Source organism: Psychrobacillus sp. L4 (genome assembly GCF_042944905.1).
Taxonomy (GTDB): Bacteria; Bacillota; Bacilli; order Bacillales_A; family Planococcaceae; genus Psychrobacillus.
In genome coordinates this window covers 1,199,709-1,221,087 of the sequence record NZ_CP168496.1, presented here as the reverse complement: position 1 = coordinate 1,221,087, position 21,379 = coordinate 1,199,709, and the positions used below count along the sequence as shown (strand labels likewise).

Here is a 21,379-nt window from a genome sequence, read left to right as displayed (position 1 = left end):
TTTTTGTATTTCTTGCCTTAAAAAAGCTGTTTGACAAAGTTCATCAAACAGCTTTTTTATTATTCTTTTTCTATTTCAATTAAAAGATCTCCAGTGGCTATTGCTTCTCCTGCAACTACATGAATCTCTTTTATCACTCCATTAAATGGAGCTTGTACAGTCGTTTCCATTTTCATTGCCTCTGTAATAAGTAAATGCTGTCCTCTTTTTACTTTACTTCCGATCGATACAGCAACTTTGAGAACAGTACCAGGCATTGTGGCACCTATATGTTGCTCATTTGCCACTTCAGCCTTTGATTTAGATAGATGACTCACTTCAATTGTCATATCTTGAATCGATATTTCACGAGGTTGTCCATTCAATTCAAAATAAATAATTCTATTTCCATCGCTCATTGGTTCGCTTATAGAAACTAATTTAATGATTAACGTCTTCCCTACTTCTATTTCAACTTCTATTTCTTCACCGAGCCTCATTCCATAAAAGAAGGTTGGAGTGTCCAGAACAGAAACATCCCCAAAATTATTTTCCATCGCAGAATATTCATCAAATACTTTAGGATATAACGTATAAGCTAAAATCTCCTGACTCGTAACTGGACGCCCTAATTTATTGAATAAGTCTTCTCTCATCGCTTGAAAATCTACTGGTTCAAGTAATTCTCCAGGTCTGACGGTAATCGCTTGGCGATTTTTTAAAATCACTTTTTGAAGCTCTTTTGGAAAACCACCGTACGGTTGACCAATATATCCTTCAAAAAATTCGATAACCGAGTCTGGGAAGTCGATTGTTTTCCCTCTCGTAATCACTGAAATTTCATCTAAATTGTTTTGTACCATGAATAGTGCCATATCTCCAACTACCTTAGAGGAAGGCGTAACTTTTACTACATCACCAAATAGTAAATTTACACGGGAATACATTTCTTTTACTTCTTCCCAACGCTCTCCTAAACCTACTCCTTTTGCTTGTTGTTGAAGATTGCTATACTGTCCACCAGGCATTTCATGTACATAAATCTCTGTATGGGGGCTAATCATACCACTTTCAAAGTCTTTATAGTATTTACGAACATCTTCCCAATAGTAGGAGATTTTTTCAAATGCACGTACATCCCCTATGACTTCTCTACTTCCTCCATTCATCGCATAACTTAAAGTACTTGCGCTAGGTTGAGAAGTTAAACCCGCCATTGCACCTAAAGCAGTATCGACGATGTCTACACCCGCTTCAATAGCTTTTGCGTACATATAAATGCCATTACCACTAGTATCATGAGAGTGTAAGTGTATCGGTAAGTCTGTCACACTTTTAATTTCGCTTATTAGACGATAAGCAGCTTCCGGCTTCAGTAATCCGGCCATATCTTTAATCGCCAAAATATGAGCCCCTGAAGCCTCTAATTCTTTTGCCATATCTTTGTAGTACTTAACCGTATACTTCGAGCGAGAGTCATCTAAAATGTCTCCTGTGTAACATATAGCCGCTTCGGCGATCTTACCCGATTGTCTAGTAGCATCAATTGCCACTTCCATTCCTTTAATCCAGTTCAAACTATCAAAAATACGGAATACATCAATACCCGCTTCCGCCGATTCCTGAATAAATTCACGAATTACATTATCGGGATAGTTTTTATAGCCTACTGCATTTGCTCCTCGAAATAGCATTTGAAAAAGAACGTTTGGAATCATTTCTCTCATTTTTAATAAACGATCCCAAGGATTTTCTTTTAAGAATCGGTAGGCTACGTCAAATGTAGCTCCACCCCACATTTCATAAGAGAATAGATTATGCATTCCACTAGCCGATTCTTTCGCAATTTCAAACATATCATGTGAACGAACTCTCGTTGCAAGAAGCGATTGATGCGCGTCTCTAAATGTAGTATCTGTTAATAACACACCTTGTTGTTCCTTCACCCACTTGATGACACCTTGTACACCTTGTTGTTCTAAAATTTGTTTAGTGCCAGAAGTTGGAGGAATGGAATTATCCATCTTTGGTTTTCTAACAGAACTAAAAATGGGTTTAGATTTTTGCTCTATTCCAGGAAAACCATTTACTGTAACATTCCCAATATAATTTAATATTTTTGTTCCACGATCTTTTCTATTTGGGAATAAAAATAACTCTGGAGTAGAATCAATAAAACTAGTATTAAAATGTCCTGATAAAAAACTTGGGTGCTTCACTACATTTTCCAAAAAAGGAATATTTGTTTTAATTCCCCTTATTCTGAATTCTTGCAAATTTCTGACCATTTTGGCTGCAGCTTCGCCAAAAGACATGCCCCATGTAGAAACTTTAACTAATAAAGAATCATAATACGGCGTAATAACGGCACCTTGGAATCCATTTCCAGCATCTAAACGTACGCCAAAACCTCCTCCAGAGCGATATACCATTAACTTTCCTGTATCAGGCATGAAACTATTTAACGGATCTTCAGTTGTTACACGAGACTGAATAGCAAAACCAAAAAGCGGAATATTTTCTTGACTTGGAATTCCCATTTCAGCACTATTTAACGCTAAACCACTCGCAATTTTAATTTGTGCATGGACGATATCAACACCAGTAATCATTTCTGTTATCGTATGTTCCACTTGTATTCGGGGATTTACTTCGATAAAGTAAAACTTATCATTCGTCACTAAGAACTCGACAGTGCCTGCATTTATGTAAGATACATTATTCATTAACTGAACTGCTGCCTGGCAAATTTTATCTCGAAGTGCTGGACTTAAAGAATTAGACGGTGCTATTTCTACGACCTTTTGATGTCTTCTTTGGATTGAACAATCACGTTCATACAAATGAATTAAGTTACCTTTTGTATCTCCAAGGATTTGAACTTCTATATGTTTTGGTTGATCGATAAATTTCTCTACATAAACTTCATCTGAACCAAAAGCCGCTTTGGCTTCCGATTTAGCACGTTCGTAGGCGCTTTCAAGTTCCTCTTCAGAAAGAACAACGCGCATTCCCCGTCCACCGCCACCTAGAGAGGCTTTAATGATAAGTGGATAGCCGTGTGTTTTACCAAATGCCTGTATCTCACCAATACTTACTACTGGTCCATCACTACCGGGAATGACAGGGATTCCAGCATTGACCGCCTGTTTACGTGCCTTAACTTTGTCACCAAACATATCTAAATGCTCGGAAGTCGGTCCGATGAAAATAATGCCTTCCTGTTCACAAAGTCTTGCAAAATCTACGTTTTCTGCTAAAAAACCATATCCAGGGTGGATTGCGTCTGCTTTACTTTCTTTCGCAATCCGAATAATATCTTCCATATCCAAATAAGCATCAATGGGCTTTTTTCCTTCTCCAACCAAATAAGATTCATCTGATTTAAAACGATGGAAGGATCCGCTATCTTCTCTTGAATAAATAGCTACAGTTCGAAGATTCAATTCCGTACAAGCTCGAAATATTCGAATTGCTATTTCTCCTCTGTTCGCAACTACTATTTTATTAATTTTACCCAACACTAAACACCCCTTATCCCTTGGTTTTCTCGTACTTTGCAAACATAGATACATTCATCAATATACCGATTGCAGCAGATAATAATATAACGGATGTTCCTCCATAACTAATGAATGGGAGTGGAACACCGGTAAGTGGGATTATTCCCAACATGCCACCTAAGTTAACAAACGTTTGAAACCCGATAATACTACCAATCCCCGCAGAGATCATTCGGGCTTGGGGATCTTTTGTAGATATAGCAATCATGATCGCTTTAAATACAATGAAAAACAGTCCACAAAGTACAACTAGGACACCTATTAAACCCAATTCTTCCGCAATAATGGCCATGATAAAATCTGTGTGTGGTTCAGGAAGATAACCAAATTTTTGATTGGAATTGCCTAATCCAAGCCCTTTTAAACCGCCTGCTCCGATTGCAATATACCCATTTACAATTTGATAACCGTAACCCTGTTCGTAATCGAAAGGATGGAAAAACGCTTCTAATCGACCAAGTCGCTTCTCTGTAATCAATTTGTCTTTCATCATATATATCACAAAAAGCCCAACAGTCATAACAACACCGATTAATCCAATAAATTTTGCAAACGACTTGAATTTTATACCACTAGCTGCAATAACAGATACTGCAACAAAGCCAATAATCATTGTATTCCCAACATCGGTTTCCAGCATCACGGAAACAAATACAAAAAACAGTACTATAAGTGGAGGACCAACTGATTCATTTAATTTGTCTAACGTTCCATTTTCATGTTTTTTCGCAAATATTCCCGCAAAATATAAAACAATTATTATCTTTGCAATCTCTGAAGGTTGTATGTTTCCAAAGCCTAAATGAATCCAACTTTGAGCACCACTTTCTCCACCCGAGCCAATAATATGCACTAAAAATAAAAGAGTAAACATCACAAAAAGCATGAATTGCATCATGGCTTTATTTTTATAATGCTTATAAGGAAAAAATGCAGTTAAAAAGAACATAGGTATACATAGCAATAAATTTAGTCTTTGCTTTTTAAAAAAATAATCGGGCTCCCTGCCATAATTAAGAACGGACCAGCCATAACTTGCACTATAAATCATCACAAGTCCAAACAAACACAGGACTAAATAAACAAAAAATAAGGAGTAATCAAAGTTTTTTAAATAACGTTTTATATACGGAATCATTTTGTAAAACCTCTATTTCATAATTAAGAGCAGATATATTAATTTATCACTCTTTTAAATATTTCTAGAAAAAAAACTCAAACAGAAATTTTGTTTGAGTTTTGCAATTATTTTTCTGTATGGATCTCATGTAAAATTGATAACTCTTTTTCAAGTGAAGCCATAATTTCACGTCCTTCACTTTTCTCTAAAAGTCCAAGCTTTACCGCAAAATCAATTTCACGTGACAAACCAAACATTTGAGTGTCTAGAACTTCTTCGTATAGAGGACATTGAGGCATAGTTAAATTATCCATCTGCACTTTTATAAGTTGCGCAATCTTTTCAGCATCTCTTTTTAAAAGTTCTACTGCCTTGTCTTGATACGAAAGTTGTATATTAGTATCCATGAGGACGCCCCCATTATTTATAATTTCTAATTCTCTAGCTCCATAAAGTGTATCTTTTGTGATGAAAAAATGCAAGTTTTCTCTCATTCCCTTTTTTCAGAATAGAATAGATAACTTCTTACTTTGCAACTGTTAGACTCTATCAACTTATCCCGACAGGCAATAGCACATCCTTTTTCTTTTTTTTAGTTAATTATTCTTTTAGACTTCTCTATTTAACGGTATACTTGTTTAGATTAGATAGTTTAGAGGAGGCAATTTTTTTGGAATCCATTATTCCCATTAAAGGTGCAGTTAAATTCAATATAACTTTAGATCCTACAGTATGGATTTTTGATGACCGAAGAATCGACTTGGATGACTTTTTTTCTGGTAGTTATGAATACAAAGATGAGTTAGAGGAATATACAAAAGTTACATCTGCTCATTGGTCACGTGAAATAATAGAAGGTGCTACATTCCCTCCTACTTTACAAACCGAAAAAAAATATGAGCGTACTAAAGTATTAACAAGTACTTTTGGAGTTGAGTTAAAACAATTCATATTAAATGCTGAGCCATTACAGGGTGCAACTACACTCATTATTAAAACTCCAGAAGGTGACTATTCATTTTTTTTAGATGAACTAGATTCATTATTATTAAAGTTCAGCCATAAAGGAAAACCACTTCGTGAAGATGGTCCTGTTCATATTCTAAAAAAAGACGGCTCAAATATTAATGATCCAATAAAACATGTTACAGCATTCCACATAGAATAGGAGTAGGTTATATGAAGGTACAATGTGCCATTTGCGATCGAATTGATGAACTTTCCAATGATTTGCCACTAGCAAAAAAGTTGAGAAACCGCCCTATTCACACTTATATGTGCCAAACATGTCACGATCGAATAGAAGTAAAAACAAAAGCACGCTTGGCAACCGGTAAGTTCATTTTCTATAAAAGCTCTAAACTTATTGAAAATGAATTTTAACTAAGGAAAACGCTAACGTCTTCTAAGTGCATCTGGTCTTTACCAACTTCAGAGTGCTCTGGACGTAACATCGACTACACTATTACCGTTGGAATTTTTGTGGATCGTGAAGTGACTGCGTCACTTCACGATCCATTTTTTCGTTAATCTTGTGGCGGATGTTTGTCCGTCGCCCTCTTGGAATATGTTGAAACAAGGTACATAAGGTTTGGATAATGAGAGAATAAATCCTTTCCTATTCTTTTAAAAGCCGACGAAGATGCAATTTCGTCCGCTCTTCACTTCTTTATCAAGAGCTGCTGCCTATTTTTCTCAAATTTCACAGGATTACTGGTATTATTAAGTTTAATTTCCTAACTAAAAAGTTAAAAACTGTCAAAGGTAGACTAATTGTAAGGTGAAAGCTACAGGTTCTACACTGAAAGCAACCAATCCTTGAACTAAGCAACCAATTTTATCGTAAGAGCAACCATTTCTCTATGTTAAGAGTTAACTTTAAGTAAGATGGCACAAAAAAACTTTAGACAATCCTGTGCAACTAAAAATACAATGAACACGTTAGTTCATATACTAACTAATTCTTTAAGTGGTCTTGTTTTCACTGTTTCTAGAGTGCTTTGGACGAAACATAAGTTACACTATTACCATTTAGAGCTATGGATCGTGAAGTGACTACATCACTTCACGATCCATTTTTTTCGGTAATCTTGTGACGATTATTTGTCTTTCGCCCTCTTGAAATCCCTAGAAAGAAGGTGCTCGTAAAAGAAAAAAGACTGTAGGAAAACTCGATAATAATCGAGTTTTCCTACAGTCTGAAGCTCTAATACAAATGTAGTGGAGCTAGCTTGCATTAATCTATAATTCTTTAGAATGTATTATGCAGTCGGACTTTGTTTTCTTTCAAGTCGTAAACGAATTTTGTATATGATAAGGATTAATGCAGCTACAATCAGACCTTCGACAACTGGAAGGAAAAAAGCTAAAAACGTCAACATTAAACAACCTATCAACAAAAATGCATAAATAACTATGTTTTGTCCTAAACGTAATTTTTTCGCAAATCCAAGTTTGTAAACAACCACGGATAGCAAGAAAATAACTAAAAATAATACATAACCTGCTATGTCAAATGATGGCATAGTCTCGTATATAAAACGTGAAATGCTAGACATTCTATCAAGTACTTGCTGTTCCTCCAAGGTTATTCACCCTTTCAGTTCCTATTCAAGTTCTGCATTTTTCTTTTTCTTCGTTACACGTTCGCGTTCGCTCTTCTCAAGAACTTTTTTACGTAAACGGATTGATTGAGGAGTAATTTCTAAATACTCATCATCCCCTAAGAACTCAATTGCTTCTTCAAGCGTTAAAATACGAGGTCTCTTAATCACGTTCGTTTGATCTTTGTTAGCTGAACGAATATTTGTTTTTTGTTTTGCTTTAGTAATATTTACTGTGATATCGGCATCACGAGTATTTTCTCCGACAATCATACCTTCATAAATATCAGTACCTGGTTCAACAAATAGAGTACCACGGTCTTCAATACCCATCATACCGTAAGTTGTTGATTTACCTGTTTCCATAGAAACAAGAACACCTTGGTGACGTCCACCAACACGGCCAGAAACTACTGGTTGGTAGCTATCGAAAGTATGGTTGATAATACCATAACCTTTAGTAAGGGACATGAATTCTGTTGTATAACCGATTAATCCACGAGCAGGAACCATAAAGATTAAACGAACTTGTCCACTACCATTATTGACCATATCAACCATTTCGCCTTTACGAGTACCCATAGATTCAATAATTGAACCTACACTATCTTCTGGTACATCAATTTGAACTCGTTCGATTGGCTCACATTTTTTGCCATCAATTTCACGAATAATTACTTCTGGTTTAGATACTTGTAATTCAAAACCTTCACGACGCATATTTTCGATTAAAATCGACAAATGAAGCTCTCCGCGACCTGAAACAGTCCAAGCATCAGGTGAATCAGTATCTTCAACACGTAAAGATACGTCTGTTTCTAATTGAGAACGAAGACGCTCTTCAATTTTACTTGAAGTAATCCATTTACCTTCACGACCAACGAATGGTGAGTTGTTTGTTAAGAAAGTCATTTGTAATGTTGGCTCATCAATGCGTAATGGAACTAAAGCTTCTTGATGTGTTGTAGGACAAACTGTTTCCCCTACGTTAATATCTTCCATCCCAGAAACAGCGATTAAATCTCCAGCTTTTGCTGATTGAATTTCTTCACGTTTTAAACCAAAGAAACCGAATAATTTAGTTACACGGTAGTTTTTAACTTTACCATCTAGTTTCATTAAAGAAACTTGTTGACCTACTTCAATTGTTCCGCGGAATACACGACCAATACCAATACGTCCTACATAATCATTATAGTCAAGTAATGCTACTTGGAATTGTAATGGCTCTTCTGAGTTATCAATTGGTGCTGGGATGGACTCGATAACTTTTTCAAATAGACATCTCATGTCTTCTTCTTGGTTAGCTGGATCAGCATCTAATGAAGCAGTACCATTAACACCAGAAGCATAAACAACTGGGAACTCTAATTGATCTTCATCTGCACCTAATTCTATAAATAATTCCAAAACTTCATCTACTACTTCTAATGGACGAGCTGAATCTTTATCTACTTTGTTTACTACAACAATAGGTGTTAATCTTTGTTCTAACGCTTTTTTCAATACGAAACGCGTTTGTGGCATACAACCTTCATATGCATCAACAACTAGTAAAACGCCATCTACCATTTTTAGGATACGTTCAACTTCTCCACCGAAGTCAGCATGTCCAGGTGTATCAAGGATGTTGATACGTGTACCATGATAATCTACAGCTGTATTTTTTGCTAATATAGTAATTCCGCGCTCGCGTTCGATATCATTCGAGTCCATTGCTCTTTCGTCAACGTGCTCGTTCGAACGGAACGTTCCCGATTGTTTTAATAATTGGTCGACTAAAGTCGTTTTCCCATGGTCAACGTGTGCAATAATTGCAATGTTTCTTAAATCTTGACGTAAATTTGTCATATTTCCACTCCATATTCTTTTTTCGAGTCCATAACTGTGTTATTATATCACAAGTGAAACTAAAGTAATAATATTTTTAATCTTTTATTTTTGGAGGTAATCATTTTGACCAATATCAAATGGATTTTTGTTCTATATTCTCTTGGGGCAATTTTGTCTATGGCATTTATCGGAATTGCGATAGCATTAAGAAGCTTCCTATTAATTATTCTTAGCATTGCTCTACTTTGTGTAATCATGGGCTATGGTTTTAAAGCAAAGAAAAAAATGCGTGATAAAGGATTATTGTAAAGAAGGTCGGCAATTAATTTTGCCGACCATTTCTTATTTTAAATGAATATAATTAGTTATTAATTCTTTATGCAGACCTGGCTTCGCAATAAGAAAAGTTCCTTGTCCTAACAAATTAACAGGTTCATTTGCAAGATTTGTTACGATTGCCCCAACTTCTTTCGCAATTATCATCCCGCCTGCGATATCCCACGGTGATAAACGCATAGACATGTAGGCATCTAATTTCCCTGTAACTACATAGGATATTTCAATTGCTGCTGAACCATATGATCTAGTGCCTCTAACTTTTTGTAAAAGCTTCACCATTCCCTCGTGCTCCATGTATTTATTTGGAACCACCCAACTTGCATTAATACCAATGATAGATTGCTCCAAGTTCAATTGTTTAACTGTTGGAATGGGAATATCATTTATAAATGCTCCTTCATCCAGGGTTGCAGATATTAAATCGTCATCCATCACACGATAGATATAACCAAGTATTCCTACTCCATCTTTAAATATCCCTAATGAAATAGCAAAATTCGTTTTTTGGTGAATGAAATTCATTGTGCCGTCGATTGGATCTAATATCCATACATAGCCGTCTAAATCATGTATGTCATCTCCGAAACCTTCTTCCCCCAATATACGGTGATCTGGATAATCGCGTTTTATATGATGGATAAAAAATTGTTCCGTTTCCTTATCTATGTTTGTCACTAAATCATTTGCTTCAGATTTTGTTTCAATTAATAGATCCGTTGCAAAAGAAGATCTTATCCTTCCAGCTGCTACCTTGATTAAAGATTTAGCATACTTATCCAATCTATGTAAATTCACTTCATCCACCCTCTCTTCACATCACCTTGCCTTGCCTTGCCTTGCCTTGCCTTGCCTTGCCTTGCCTTGCCTTGCCTTGCCTTGCCTTGCCTTGCCTTGCCTTTTAAGTATAAAGAAAAAAACACCAGCTGTCTTTCAATTAAGCAGGTGTTTTCTATGTGTTGTTCAAAAGTAAAACGTTAGTCAAGTGCATTTAGTTCTTTCAACGAATTATGAATTTCCATTAGTTTAACTTTGGTTTGGTATATTTCTTTTTCATTTTTATTACTGATTGCATCAAAAAGTGTAGCTAATTCATAGTCCAATTCTAATTTCAATGTGAAAATTTTTTCTTTTTCCAAGTCATTTTTACGAATAATATGAACAACCTGTCTCATCACTAACACCCCTTCACTTTTTATTATAATATTCAAAATATTTATAATAATTTACGCTTATATTAAATAATTGTCAATCAAAAAATCTACTTACATGATTTTTACCCATATTTGCTATAAAATAAACATACAAAGTGAAAGGAGTTTTCAAATGAGTAAGAATTTTTGGGAAGAGAAAGATTTTAACGTATTCCAAATAGATGGTTTAGAAAATAGAATGGAAGCATTAATCACCAATATACGTCCAAAATTTGAGGAACTAGGAAAAAAGTATAGCTTATTCTTTTCTGGTGTCCTAGGAGATGAATACTTTGCCCATGTTGCAAAACATGCTAGACGCTCTGTAAATCCTCCGAAAGATAGCTGGGTAGCATTTTCACCTTATAAAAGGGGATATAAAGCATTACCTCATTTTCAAATTGGCTTATGGGGAAGTCATTTATTTCTTATCTTGGCAGTTATCTATGAGGCTCCCGATAAAGTGATCATTGCTGAAAGACTTTTAAAGAAAAAATCATTGTTTAATAAAATTCCAAGTGATTTTATTGTGTCGGGTGATCATATGAAGCAAGAAGCAATTCCATTGAAGAAAGCTAAAAAAACTGATATTGAGCAATTATTAACTCGGCTTCGTGATGTAAAAAAAGGAGAATTTCTTGTAGGTAGACATATCGCTAGAGAAGAAGCAGTAAAACTTTCAGAAGAAGAATTTTTATTTTTAGCGGAAGAGACTTTCGAGCAGCTACTACCAATTTACAAAACCATGATTAATATCAAGTAAGAGGATACCTCCAATAATTTGCCTTATAAACAGCCTATTGGAGGTGTTATTCACCCTCTAATTAACACGCCATCCTCTTTTTCTTTCATTTGTTTAATGATTGGATAGCTCGCATACCCACTTTCTTTTTCAAATTCACGAAAGTATGTTTTTTCTTCTGCAATAGATGGAACAATTTCTTTAAAGCGACGATATTTTTTCAAAAGTTCTTCGCGCTTTACACCTTTTTCATACGCATTTTCGATTACCTCAAAAAACTGCACAACATCTACAATTTCCTTTGTCGACCAGTCCAGGGAGAATGGATATGTATAGTCCATTTTTGTACCCTCCTATAATTTCCATTTTTTTCGTATTTGTGTTGCTTCATTTACCATTCGATTAAATAATTCTTCTACGGTAGGAATATCGGTTATTAGTCCTATCCCTTGGCCAGCCCATCCAAATCCTTTTTCGGAATTACCTTCATAAATAAATTGCTTATTTGCTTCACCACTAATGTAGTCCTTTAAAGCATCATATGTCGGATTTTCCTTTTCAATACTTCGAATCGTTTCTGCCCAACTATTTTTAATAGCTCTGGCTGGGGCACCTATCGAACGTTTAATGACGATCGTATCCATTTCTCCACTTTCTACTATTGCATTTTTATATGCAGTGGAAGCATGGACACATTCTTTCGTTGCGATAAAGCGAGTACCCATTTCAATTCCCTCTGCACCTAGTGCGTGAGCAGCCATCCAACCTCTGCCGTCCGCAATACCTCCCGATGCAATTACGGGAATTGATACTGAATCTACCACTTGAGGGATCAATACCATTGTGCCAACGTCATCTCTCCCTAAATGCCCACCTCCTTCTTGTCCGACAACCATTACAGCATCAGCACCAAGTTGTTCTGCTTTTTGTGCTTGGCGTTTTGCGGCTACTAGTACTAGTTTTTTTATTGTTGTCTTTTCTAGTTTTTCTAAGATAGGGGCTGGGTTTCCCCCTGTCATCGTAATAACCGGAACATTCTCATCAATTGCAACTTGCAACATTTTCTCATAAGGTCTACCCATTTGCCCAATAGCAAAATTTACGCCAAATGGTTTATCCGTTAATATTCTAACTCTGTTTATCTCTTCCCGCAATTCTTCCGGTGTTGTTAAACTCATTGCTGTTACTTGACCAAGCCCACCTGCATTCGAAACAGCTGCACATAGTTCGGAATATGCCAAATAAGCGAGCCCTCCTTGGATAATTGGGTATTCAATTTCCAATAAATCAGATACGCTTGTACGAAATGTCAATTTTATCCCCCCATTGCTCTCTAGTGTAAAAGAAATAGCACTCGGATTCAATTCTCAAAATTTTTATAGTCATGAAAGTAAGGAAATGCTATAATTCATTTGTTTTAAAAAAATAATACTAGAGGTGGTATGAGCGTTGTCACAATTAGAAACTCCTTTGTTCGATGCATTATTAAAGCATCGTAACCGTCATCCTATCCAGTTTCATATTCCAGGGCATAAAAAAGGGAAAGGGATGGACCCTGCATTTCGAGAGTTTGTTGGAGATAATGTACTTTCCATAGATTTAATCAATATTGCCCCTTTAGATGACTTACATTCCCCTAAAGGTGCCATTAAACAAGCACAACAATTAGCTGCTGAAGCCTTTGGTGCAGATCAAACATTTTTTTCTGTCCAAGGTACAAGTGGTGCAATTATGACAATGATCCTTACTATTTGTGGACCTGGCGATAAGTTACTAGTCCCACGAAATGTTCATAAATCTATTATGTCAGCAATCGTTTTTGCAGGAGCTATACCTGTATTTATTCATCCAGAAGTTGATAAAGAGTTAGGTATTTCTCACGGTATTTCTGCAGAGTCTGTTGAAAAAGCTTTGGAGGCACATCCAGATGCAAAAGGTTTACTCGTTATAAATCCAACGTATTTTGGCTTTGCAGCTGATTTAAAAAAGATAGTTGATATGGCACATAAACATGGTATTCCTGTAGTAGTAGATGAAGCGCATGGTGTTCATATTCATTTTCATCCATCGCTACCAATTTCCGCAATGTCAGCAGGAGCAGATATGGCTGCCACTTCCGTTCATAAACTTGGCGGATCAATGACACAAACTTCGGTTTTAAACGTTAAAGAAGGTTTAGTTTCAGCTAAACGTGTTCAATCCATTATATCTATGCTTACAACCACTTCTACTTCCTATCCCTTACTAGCATCATTAGATACTGCTAGAAGACAGTTAGCAATTCATGGGGAAGATTTAATAGGAGAAACAATTAGACTTGCGAAGGATACTCGGAAGCGGATTAATAGAATTCCTCATTTACGTTGCGTAGGAGAGGAAGTTTTAAATTCTTCGGCGACATATGATATGGATCCAACAAAGTTATTAATTAGCGTGAAAAATTTAGGAATTACTGGATATGCTGCAGAATCGTGGTTAAGAGAAAATGCAAATATCGAAGTAGAACTGTCAGACTTATATAATATTCTTTGCTTGTTTACAATTGGGGATACTAAAAAAGAGGCAAACTTACTTGTGAATGCTCTCGTTCGAATGGTAACTGCATTTGAATCCGACGCAGTTATAGTAGAACCATCCGTTACTTTACCTGATATACCTGGACTAGCTATGTCCCCTCGTGATGCTTTCTACGCACAAACGGAATCTATTCCTCTAAAAAAAGCAGAAGGACGTATTTCCGCTGAGTTTGTGATGGTTTATCCACCTGGAATTCCTATTTTTATTCCCGGGGAAATAATTACGCAAGGTAATATCGATTATATCCAGATGAATATAGAAGCAGGTTTGCCTGTTCAAGGTCCAGAAGATGATACGTTAGAAATGATTCATGTAATTAAGGAACGACAAGCGATTAAATGAGAAAACACAGGTGCCCTTTAAGTGCACCTAGTCTTCACCATTTCCTGAGTGCTTTGGACTAAACATTGGCTACACTATTAACAGAGGAATTTTTGTGGATCGAGAAGTGACTGCGTCACTTCTCGATCCACTTTTTTCGGTAATCTTGTGGCGGATCTTTGCACGATGCCCTCTTGGAATGTGTAGTGACATGGTGCATAAGGCTTGTGTAATGAGAGACTAAATCCTGACCTACCCAAATAAAAGCAACCGAAGATACAATTTCGGTCGCTCTGCACTTTTTTATCAATGGATACTATCTATTTTTCACAAATTCCACCTTACTGCAATCACCTACCCACTGGTTCATGTATACTGTGGTTGTTAAAAGTAAAAGAAAATAACAATAAAGATAAGCTACTAGTAAGATGAAAGCCATAACTTTTCAAGCAAAGAAAATAACTACATTTGAGCTGTTCCTAATAAATAACTTTCAAATAACAAGTACGGAGTTAAAAAGAGACATGAGTGTTATGAGCTTCACCTCTCTTATGTTAAATAAAAAATGCAACTAAAGGACATATAAATGCACCGATTACTGCGCTTAACGTCATCGCAACAGAACCTACTGAAACTGTTTGTTCTCCGTATTCCGATAGCTTTGAAACACCAATACCATGCGCTGCACTTCCTATGGAAACTCCTCTACTAATCTGCTTTTCTATCCGAAATATTTTAAATAGAACGGGACCGATCACCGCTCCTGTTAAACCTGCTACAATTACGTAAACAGCTGTCAATGAAGGATTCCCACCAATTGCCTCACTAATTTGCATAGCGACTGGTGTAGTAATGGATTTCGGAAGTAGCGAATGGATTAATCCATCCTCCATTTTCAACAGTTTAGCAAATGTTACGATACTTATTAATCCAGAAAACATTGCCGATATAATACTTGTTAGGATGGTAAACTTATATTTTTTTATAAGTGGCCATTGCGAATATAATGGATAAGCAAGTCCTACAACAGCCGGACCAAGCATAGCATCAATCCATTTTGCACCCCGTATATAGCTATCATAAGTAATGGAAAAAAAGTTCAATAGAATGATGATCAGAATACTAGTCGTTAATACTGGTAATAAAAATGGTGTGGTAAAGCGGGTATTTATTTTTCTCATTAGAAAGTAAATTAATACTGTTCCCAAAATCATTCCTATCGCCGTCATTTATTCTGCCACCTTTGAGGATTCTTTATCCTCCAGATATTGGCACAGTTTACCGGAAATTATAATTGTACATATTGTACTAATCACTACAGCTATAATTCCAAAAAATCCCTGGACAGATAATAGTTCTGGATAATTCATTACTCCCACCATTGCAGGAACGAAAAATAATGCCAATATACTAAGTAAAAAACTAGCTCCATCTCGTATTAACGAAACCGGCATTATGTTGAAATGCAATAATAAAAATAATAATAGTAACCCTACAATACTTCCAGGGAATTTTACATGCAGTATGTGAACAATAAAAGAGCCGAGAAGAGAAAATAAATATAAAATAACAATTTGAAAGACAATTCTTATGTATTTTGTCATTAAGCTCGCTTTAAAAGAAACTACTTCTAAAGCCAAAACCTCCTATGTCATTTGAATATCCAATATTTTACGCCTATTTCTTCTATAATTCCATTACAATTGCAAAAAACATCTATGCGATGAACTGACCTAGCGATATGAGACACATATAAAACACCTATTTTAGGCTGCCGCAATGCCAAATTCTTTTGGTGTTAGGTAGCCTAATTTTTCTTGGATACGTTCTTCATTGTAATGATGAAGATATTCGTCAATTCGTTGTATAACGCAAATATTGCTCAATGAATTAAACTTAGTTAAATAAAATTCTTCTGTTTTTAAACTAGAATGATAGGATTCGATAACAGCGTTATCCCAACAGTTGCCGCGTCTGGACATGCTACTCACTAGATGATTCTCCTTCAAGCAATCCTGATACGCATATGATGTGTAAACACTCCCTTGATCAGAATGTACAATGACTTCCTGCGGATTTCCACGAGCTATCAATGCCTCTTTAAGCGTATCTATTACCAACGGTGTCTGTTGATGATTGTAGAGCTTATAAGCGACAATTTCATTATTATATAAATCCATGATCGTCGAAAGATATAAAGTGACGCTACCATATTGAATATACGTAATATCTGTTACCCATTTTTCATTCGGTTTACTAGCTGTAAAGTTACGATTCAATAAATTTGGGGCAATTACTACTGACTCTCCTTGTGATTTCCATTTTCGTTTTTGCTTCACTTTGCATTGAAGATTATACTTCTGCATGGTTTTCTGGACCGTATTGCGGTCTAATTCAATTCCATATTCTCTTTTCAATAACGCCTTAATTTTACGATGACCATTGCGGTATTTCGTTTTCTTGCATAGTTCGATGATTGCTTCTTCTGCTTTGGTTCGAACGTATTCTACACCTTCTGCTAACCAACGATAAAAGGTGGATCGAGGCACCTGAAGGGCTGACAGAATTGCCGTTACTGTATATTTTTTTCGATACTTTTCCACGATTTGAAGAACTAGCTGTTTTTCAACTCCTTTACCATTTCCATATACTTTTTTAGAATCTCATTCTCCATTTTCAAATGGTTCATTTGTGTATCTTTCTTCTCTTCTTCACTCTTAAATTCAGGTCCATGCCCAAATGAATATTGCTTCCCGATCGGTTGATCGAAACGATGAATTTCATTCGCTCTATACCATCTCATCCATGTCTCAATTTGAGATTTATTCTTAATTCCGTATTTCTCCATAATTTCTTTCGTCGTAAGATGACCGCTCATTTTATCTTTCACGACTGCCCATTTAATTTCACTTGAATACACGTTTTTGCCCATGCAAAAACACCTCCGATTTAAGTACTTGTTTTAAGTGTACCACTATCGAAGGTGTTTTATATTGTCTCATTATTTTAGGTTAGTCCACGAATATTCCATCCCACATAGATGTTTTTTATGTATTACTCTTCAATTCCTTTAATCGTATGAGGGTCTATTAAATCATATCCTTTTGCTCGTAAACCTTCTACTATATCTTTTAAAGCTTCTGAAGTCCATTTACGATCATGCATTAATAAATTTGCACCATTTGTCAAATACTCCGTATTTAGCATAATTTCCGTTAATTTAGCCGCATCCATATATTGCTTTTCCCAATCATAGCCGTACGTCCAGTTCATGAGGAGCATTCCTTCACTTCGAACAAGCGCTCTACTGAAATCGGTATTTACACCAAAAGGGGCCCGGAAAAATTTTGGTTTCTCTCCAGTGACTGCTTCCACTATTTCGTTCACTTTTAAAATTTCTTCTTTTTGTTGCTCTTCTGTACTATTTTTTAAATTAGCATGCGTTTGTGTATGGTTTCCAATTAGGAATCCCATATCATAGATAGCCTTTAAATTAGCTTTTCCTTTGTCTGTTTCGAGAAAGTGACCATTTACAAAAAAGATAGCAGGTGCATTTAATTCTTTTAAAGTCGATGCCATTTCAACAGCATACTTATCAGGTGCATCATCAATCGTAATTAGCACAGCTTTGGGATTTGCATCTCCAGTAGGTTTAAACGTCCAATTAGCTGGATTTAGTTCATATAGAATTTCTTGTTTCTCAACTTCTATAGGTTCTTCAACAACCTCTTCCTCAACAGAATCTACTTTAGTTACCTCTATCGTTTGTTCACTCTCTTTTTGAGCTTTTGGTTTTTCTTTGTCTACTGCACATGCCGAAAGTACAAGCACTAAAGCTGCAAGTAAGAACCATTTTATCCATTTCATTTTTATCACCAAGCCTTTCCATCCTTATTCTACCATTAAAAAAAGGGAGCTGTGTAGAGTATATCCACACAACCCCTTATAAGTCCATTTAGTTATTTGAACCTTTTTTTCTTCTAAATTTTGCAAAAAACTCGTATACCATTGGCACGAAAATTAGTGTTAATAATGTAGAACTTGTTAAACCACCAATAACCGTAACTCCTAAACCTTTCGAAATAAGTCCGCTTCCTTCTACTCCAATAGCGAGCGGTATTAATGCCCCTATTGTAGCAAGTGCGGTCATAAGGATAGGTCTAAGTCTTGTAGGTCCAGCTTCTAGAATTGCTTCACGCGTTGAATAACCTTCTTTTTCCTTATGAATTACTCGGTCGATTAATACAATCGCGTTAGTGACAACAATACCAATCAACATAAGTAAACCTAGCATAGAAGATACACTTAATGTTTCGCCAGCAATAGCCAACCCTACTAGAGCCCCAATAGCCGTGAAAGGTAATGAGAAAAGGATAGCAAATGGTGCAAGTCCTCCACCAAAAGTAATGACAAGTATCAAATACACAATCGCAATAGCTGCAAGCATTGCTAAGCCTAATTGTGTAAATGCTTGTGCAATATCTTCCGTTACTCCTGCGGTATTGATTTCCACTCCTGCAGGTACGTCTAATTTATCAATTTTTGCTTGAATATCTTTCGTAGTTTTCGCTACATCCTTCGCTGTTAACGTACCAGAAACACTAGCAAATACTTTTCCTTCTCGGCGATTTACTGTATCTGAACTTTTTCCTTCTTGTATGGTTACTAACTCAGAAATAGGAACTTCTACCCCTACAGGAGTTGTTATAGTTTGTTTTAATAAGTCATCTACTGATGTTGCTTTTTCTTTCTGTTGATCAATATAAACATCAACAGTTTGATCATCTTTTGTAATGGTTGTTAATACTTCACGTGGGACATTCGGATTTAACTTCATCCCAATTTGTGCAGTTGTTAAACCATATTGTGTTAACTTTTCTTTATCAACGACAAATGTAAATTCTTTATATGATTTTGATAAGCTTGTATCAACGTCTTTCAAATCTTTATTGTCTGCTAATATAGATGCGATTTTTTCTACTACTGGTTCAATATCTTTTTTATTGTTTCCGTAAACATAGAAGCTTACTTGGTTACTAGAACCACTTGTAGAAAAATCTTGTGATTTCCATTCCCCTTTTACATCATAAGCCTGAATATCTTTCATCGCATCTTCTTTTACTTTCGTAAAGTCTTCTGTTTCCTTATCAAATGTGACGAACATCAATGCGCTATTCGACGCCCCTGGAGACATTGGATTAGCTCCACCAATTGAAACTTGTACTACATCTACTTTGTCTTTCTTTAAGAAATAATTTTCAACTTGTTCCACACTAGCATTTACATCTCCAGATGTTTCACCAGCGCTAGGTGAGTACGTTACATACATCATTTTTTGCTCTTCATCCGGTAAGAAACTTACCCCTACAACTGGGATTAAGAACAAACTTGCCCCCAAAATAACTACTGCAGAAATAGATGTAATTGCTTTATGGTTTAATGCAGCATTTAAGATTTTTTTATAAACTGCTGCAAGTTTTCCTTGCGATTCTTTATGCGCTACAGGGCCATTTTCCATGTTTTTTCTAAATAAAGTATGTGCAAGCATCGGAACAATCGTTACTGCTACTAACAAAGAAGCAAGTAAAGCAAATACCATTGTTAAGGCAAATGGCAAAAATAGCTCTCCTACCATACCACTTACAAGGCCTAAAGGTAAGAATACTGCAATCGTTACTAAAGTAGATGACATGATCGGAACAAACATTTCTTTTGTCGCTTCACGAATTAAATCTCTACCTTTTAACTTTTCACCTGGTAAGCTCATACGACGATAAATATTCTCCACAACTACAATGGAATCATCAATTACTCGCGCAATTGCGACGGTCATCGCACCTAATGTCATCATATTTAACGTAATATCCATTTGGTGTAATAATATAAACGCAATTAAAATGGATAATGGAATAGAAATAATCGAAATGATGGTAGACTTAAAGTTTCGTAAAAATAACATAATGACTAATACTGCAAATAGTGCGCCAAATAACGCCTTATTGATCATCGTATCAACAGAAGCCTGAATTGGCTCTCCTTGATCCAAAGTTACTTTAATGTCAATGCCATCAAAATCTTTGTTTAACTCGGGAATCATATCTTTTACAGCATTTACTACTTCCACTGTATTAGCTTCTTGTGCTTTTACAATTTGAATAGCAATTGCTTCTTTCCCATTTGTACGGGAAATAGATTCCGCTTTACCAACAAAATTAATTTTAGCGATTTCCTTTAAAGTTACAGAAGACATCCCATTAGGACCTGCTACTGGAATTTTAAGATTTTCCAAGTCTTCTAATGTAGTAACTTTCCCATCTACTACAACGGACTGTTCTTCATCATCAAATTGGAATAATCCTAATGGCATTGTCAAATTTGTTCCTTGCACAATCATTTTAACAGTAGATTCATTTAGTCCATGTTGAGCCAATTTCGCTTGGTCAAAAACCATACTTACTTCTTCTACTTGTTGTCCTGAAACCGCTACTGAAGAAACGCCTTCAATTCCATTTAGTTTAGGAACAATTATTTTTTCTACATCGGCCGTTAATGCATCCAAATTTTTTTCGCTATTGGAAACACTTAAGGCGATGACTGGGAATGCATTTAAGCTTATGCGAGCAACCGAAGGATCTTTCACATTATCCGGTTTCTTTACATTGTCTAATGCAGCTTTTACTTCGGTTTCTGCTTCCTTCATGTCAACTCCATATGTATACTCGATTTGAAGTGAAGATGCATTTTGAAAAGAAGTAGAACTAACCGTTTTCACACCAGCTAGATTACTAACTGCTTTTTCGAAAGGTTCAGATACTTCTTTAGCAACTTGTTCTGGTGTTGCACCAGGGTAAACAGTAGTTACAGTAACGACAGGTATCGTAATATCTGGAATTGTTTCAAGTTTCATATTTGTTCCTGCATAAATACCTGCAGCAGTGATGATTAATGTTAAAAGCCATACTGCTAATTTATTCTTTATGACAAAGTTAATTATGGAATTCATTCTTTTCCCCCACGTTTGTTTATTTTGACCAGTTAGTCACTTTCCTTTATAATAGTAAATGACCAGTCAGTCATTCGTCAACTAATAAGAAAGAGGTGGCGTTATAATT

19 protein-coding genes are annotated in these 21,379 nt (G+C 35.9%); 5 read left to right on the top strand and 14 right to left on the bottom strand.

Annotated features, from left to right (window positions below):
* Positions 1-59 precede the first annotated feature (59 nt).
* The 3 genes from pyc to ACEPXG_RS05635 all read right to left on the bottom strand — a co-directional run bounded on the left by pyc (position 60) and on the right by ACEPXG_RS05635 (position 5,069).
* The gene (gene pyc, locus ACEPXG_RS05645) at positions 60-3,500 is read right to left on the bottom strand and encodes a pyruvate carboxylase (RefSeq protein ID WP_391208328.1); all 3,441 of its coding nucleotides are present in this window, start codon (positions 3,498-3,500) and stop codon (positions 60-62) included.
* 13 nt (positions 3,501-3,513) lie between these two features.
* Positions 3,514-4,680, bottom strand: a complete 1,167-nt coding sequence (locus tag ACEPXG_RS05640; protein WP_391208326.1) for an FtsW/RodA/SpoVE family cell cycle protein — start codon at positions 4,678-4,680, stop codon at positions 3,514-3,516.
* Between the two features lie 107 nt (positions 4,681-4,787).
* A complete protein-coding gene (locus ACEPXG_RS05635; protein WP_151699283.1) occupies positions 4,788-5,069 on the bottom strand; it encodes a YlaN family protein in 282 nt (93 codons plus the stop codon).
* A gap of 263 nt (positions 5,070-5,332) precedes the next feature.
* Here ACEPXG_RS05635 and ACEPXG_RS05630 point away from each other — a divergent pair, with 263 nt between their 5' ends.
* Together ACEPXG_RS05630 and ACEPXG_RS05625 are read left to right on the top strand one after the other, a co-directional pair.
* Positions 5,333-5,830, top strand: a complete 498-nt coding sequence (locus ACEPXG_RS05630) for a peptidyl-prolyl cis-trans isomerase (protein WP_391208324.1) — start codon at positions 5,333-5,335, stop codon at positions 5,828-5,830.
* A gap of 11 nt (positions 5,831-5,841) precedes the next feature.
* Entirely contained in the window at positions 5,842-6,045 is a 204-nt protein-coding gene (locus ACEPXG_RS05625) for a YlaI family protein (protein WP_391208322.1), read from the top strand.
* 878 nt (positions 6,046-6,923) lie between these two features.
* Here ACEPXG_RS05625 and ACEPXG_RS05620 read toward each other — a convergent pair.
* Together ACEPXG_RS05620 and typA are read right to left on the bottom strand one after the other, a co-directional pair.
* Positions 6,924-7,247 (bottom strand): YlaH-like family protein, encoded by a 324-nt coding sequence (locus ACEPXG_RS05620; RefSeq protein WP_391208320.1) that lies wholly within the window; start codon positions 7,245-7,247, stop codon positions 6,924-6,926.
* A gap of 21 nt (positions 7,248-7,268) precedes the next feature.
* A complete protein-coding gene (gene typA, locus ACEPXG_RS05615) occupies positions 7,269-9,116 on the bottom strand; it encodes a translational GTPase TypA (protein ID WP_391208318.1) in 1,848 nt (615 codons plus the stop codon).
* A 105-nt stretch (positions 9,117-9,221) separates the two neighbouring features.
* Here typA and ACEPXG_RS05610 point away from each other — a divergent pair, with 105 nt between their 5' ends.
* Positions 9,222-9,407, top strand: a complete 186-nt coding sequence (locus tag ACEPXG_RS05610; protein WP_391208316.1) for a YlaF family protein — start codon at positions 9,222-9,224, stop codon at positions 9,405-9,407.
* A gap of 33 nt (positions 9,408-9,440) precedes the next feature.
* Here ACEPXG_RS05610 and ACEPXG_RS05605 read toward each other — a convergent pair whose 3' ends face one another.
* On the bottom strand, positions 9,441-10,232 hold the full coding sequence (locus ACEPXG_RS05605) for an inositol monophosphatase family protein (protein WP_391208314.1): 792 nt from the start codon (positions 10,230-10,232) through the stop codon (positions 9,441-9,443).
* A 179-nt stretch (positions 10,233-10,411) separates the two neighbouring features.
* Positions 10,412-10,609: a hypothetical protein gene (locus ACEPXG_RS05600; RefSeq protein ID WP_391120693.1), complete on the bottom strand. Its 198-nt coding sequence runs from the start codon at positions 10,607-10,609 to the stop codon at positions 10,412-10,414.
* A 151-nt stretch (positions 10,610-10,760) separates the two neighbouring features.
* Between ACEPXG_RS05600 and ACEPXG_RS05595 the strand changes: the two genes are divergently transcribed.
* The gene (locus tag ACEPXG_RS05595; protein ID WP_391208312.1) at positions 10,761-11,390 is read left to right on the top strand and encodes a YktB family protein; all 630 of its coding nucleotides are present in this window, start codon (positions 10,761-10,763) and stop codon (positions 11,388-11,390) included.
* A gap of 50 nt (positions 11,391-11,440) precedes the next feature.
* Here ACEPXG_RS05595 and ACEPXG_RS05590 read toward each other — a convergent pair whose 3' ends face one another.
* On the bottom strand, positions 11,441-11,710 hold the full coding sequence (locus ACEPXG_RS05590; protein ID WP_391208310.1) for a UPF0223 family protein: 270 nt from the start codon (positions 11,708-11,710) through the stop codon (positions 11,441-11,443).
* 12 nt (positions 11,711-11,722) lie between these two features.
* Entirely contained in the window at positions 11,723-12,682 is a 960-nt protein-coding gene (locus tag ACEPXG_RS05585; RefSeq protein ID WP_391208308.1) for an NAD(P)H-dependent flavin oxidoreductase, read from the bottom strand.
* A gap of 136 nt (positions 12,683-12,818) precedes the next feature.
* Here ACEPXG_RS05585 and ACEPXG_RS05580 point away from each other — a divergent pair, with 136 nt between their 5' ends.
* Complete coding sequence (locus ACEPXG_RS05580) at positions 12,819-14,288, top strand: aminotransferase class I/II-fold pyridoxal phosphate-dependent enzyme (RefSeq protein WP_391208306.1); 1,470 nt, start codon at positions 12,819-12,821, stop codon at positions 14,286-14,288.
* Positions 14,289-14,821: 533 nt separating this feature from the next.
* Here the strand turns inward: ACEPXG_RS05580 and ACEPXG_RS05575 are convergent.
* From ACEPXG_RS05575 to ACEPXG_RS05555, 5 genes are all read right to left on the bottom strand, one after another.
* Positions 14,822-15,496 carry an LrgB family protein gene (locus ACEPXG_RS05575; RefSeq protein ID WP_391208304.1) on the bottom strand — a complete coding sequence of 225 codons (675 nt, stop codon included), beginning with the start codon at positions 15,494-15,496 and terminating at the stop codon, positions 14,822-14,824.
* Positions 15,497-15,907 carry a CidA/LrgA family protein gene (locus tag ACEPXG_RS05570; protein WP_391208302.1) on the bottom strand — a complete coding sequence of 137 codons (411 nt, stop codon included), beginning with the start codon at positions 15,905-15,907 and terminating at the stop codon, positions 15,497-15,499. It abuts the gene before it with no gap.
* A 126-nt stretch (positions 15,908-16,033) separates the two neighbouring features.
* Positions 16,034-17,199, bottom strand: a protein-coding gene (locus tag ACEPXG_RS05565; RefSeq protein ID WP_391202224.1) for an IS3 family transposase whose coding sequence is annotated in 2 segments (ribosomal slippage) — positions 16,034-16,923 and positions 16,923-17,199 — 1,167 coding nt in all. Because the reading frame shifts where the segments join, the coding sequence is not laid out codon by codon here.
* A gap of 122 nt (positions 17,200-17,321) precedes the next feature.
* Complete coding sequence (locus ACEPXG_RS05560) at positions 17,322-18,134, bottom strand: polysaccharide deacetylase family protein (RefSeq protein WP_391209786.1); 813 nt, start codon at positions 18,132-18,134, stop codon at positions 17,322-17,324.
* Between the two features lie 88 nt (positions 18,135-18,222).
* Positions 18,223-21,270 carry an efflux RND transporter permease subunit gene (locus tag ACEPXG_RS05555; RefSeq protein ID WP_391208300.1) on the bottom strand — a complete coding sequence of 1,016 codons (3,048 nt, stop codon included), beginning with the start codon at positions 21,268-21,270 and terminating at the stop codon, positions 18,223-18,225.
* Between the last annotated feature and the right edge of the window lie 109 nt (positions 21,271-21,379).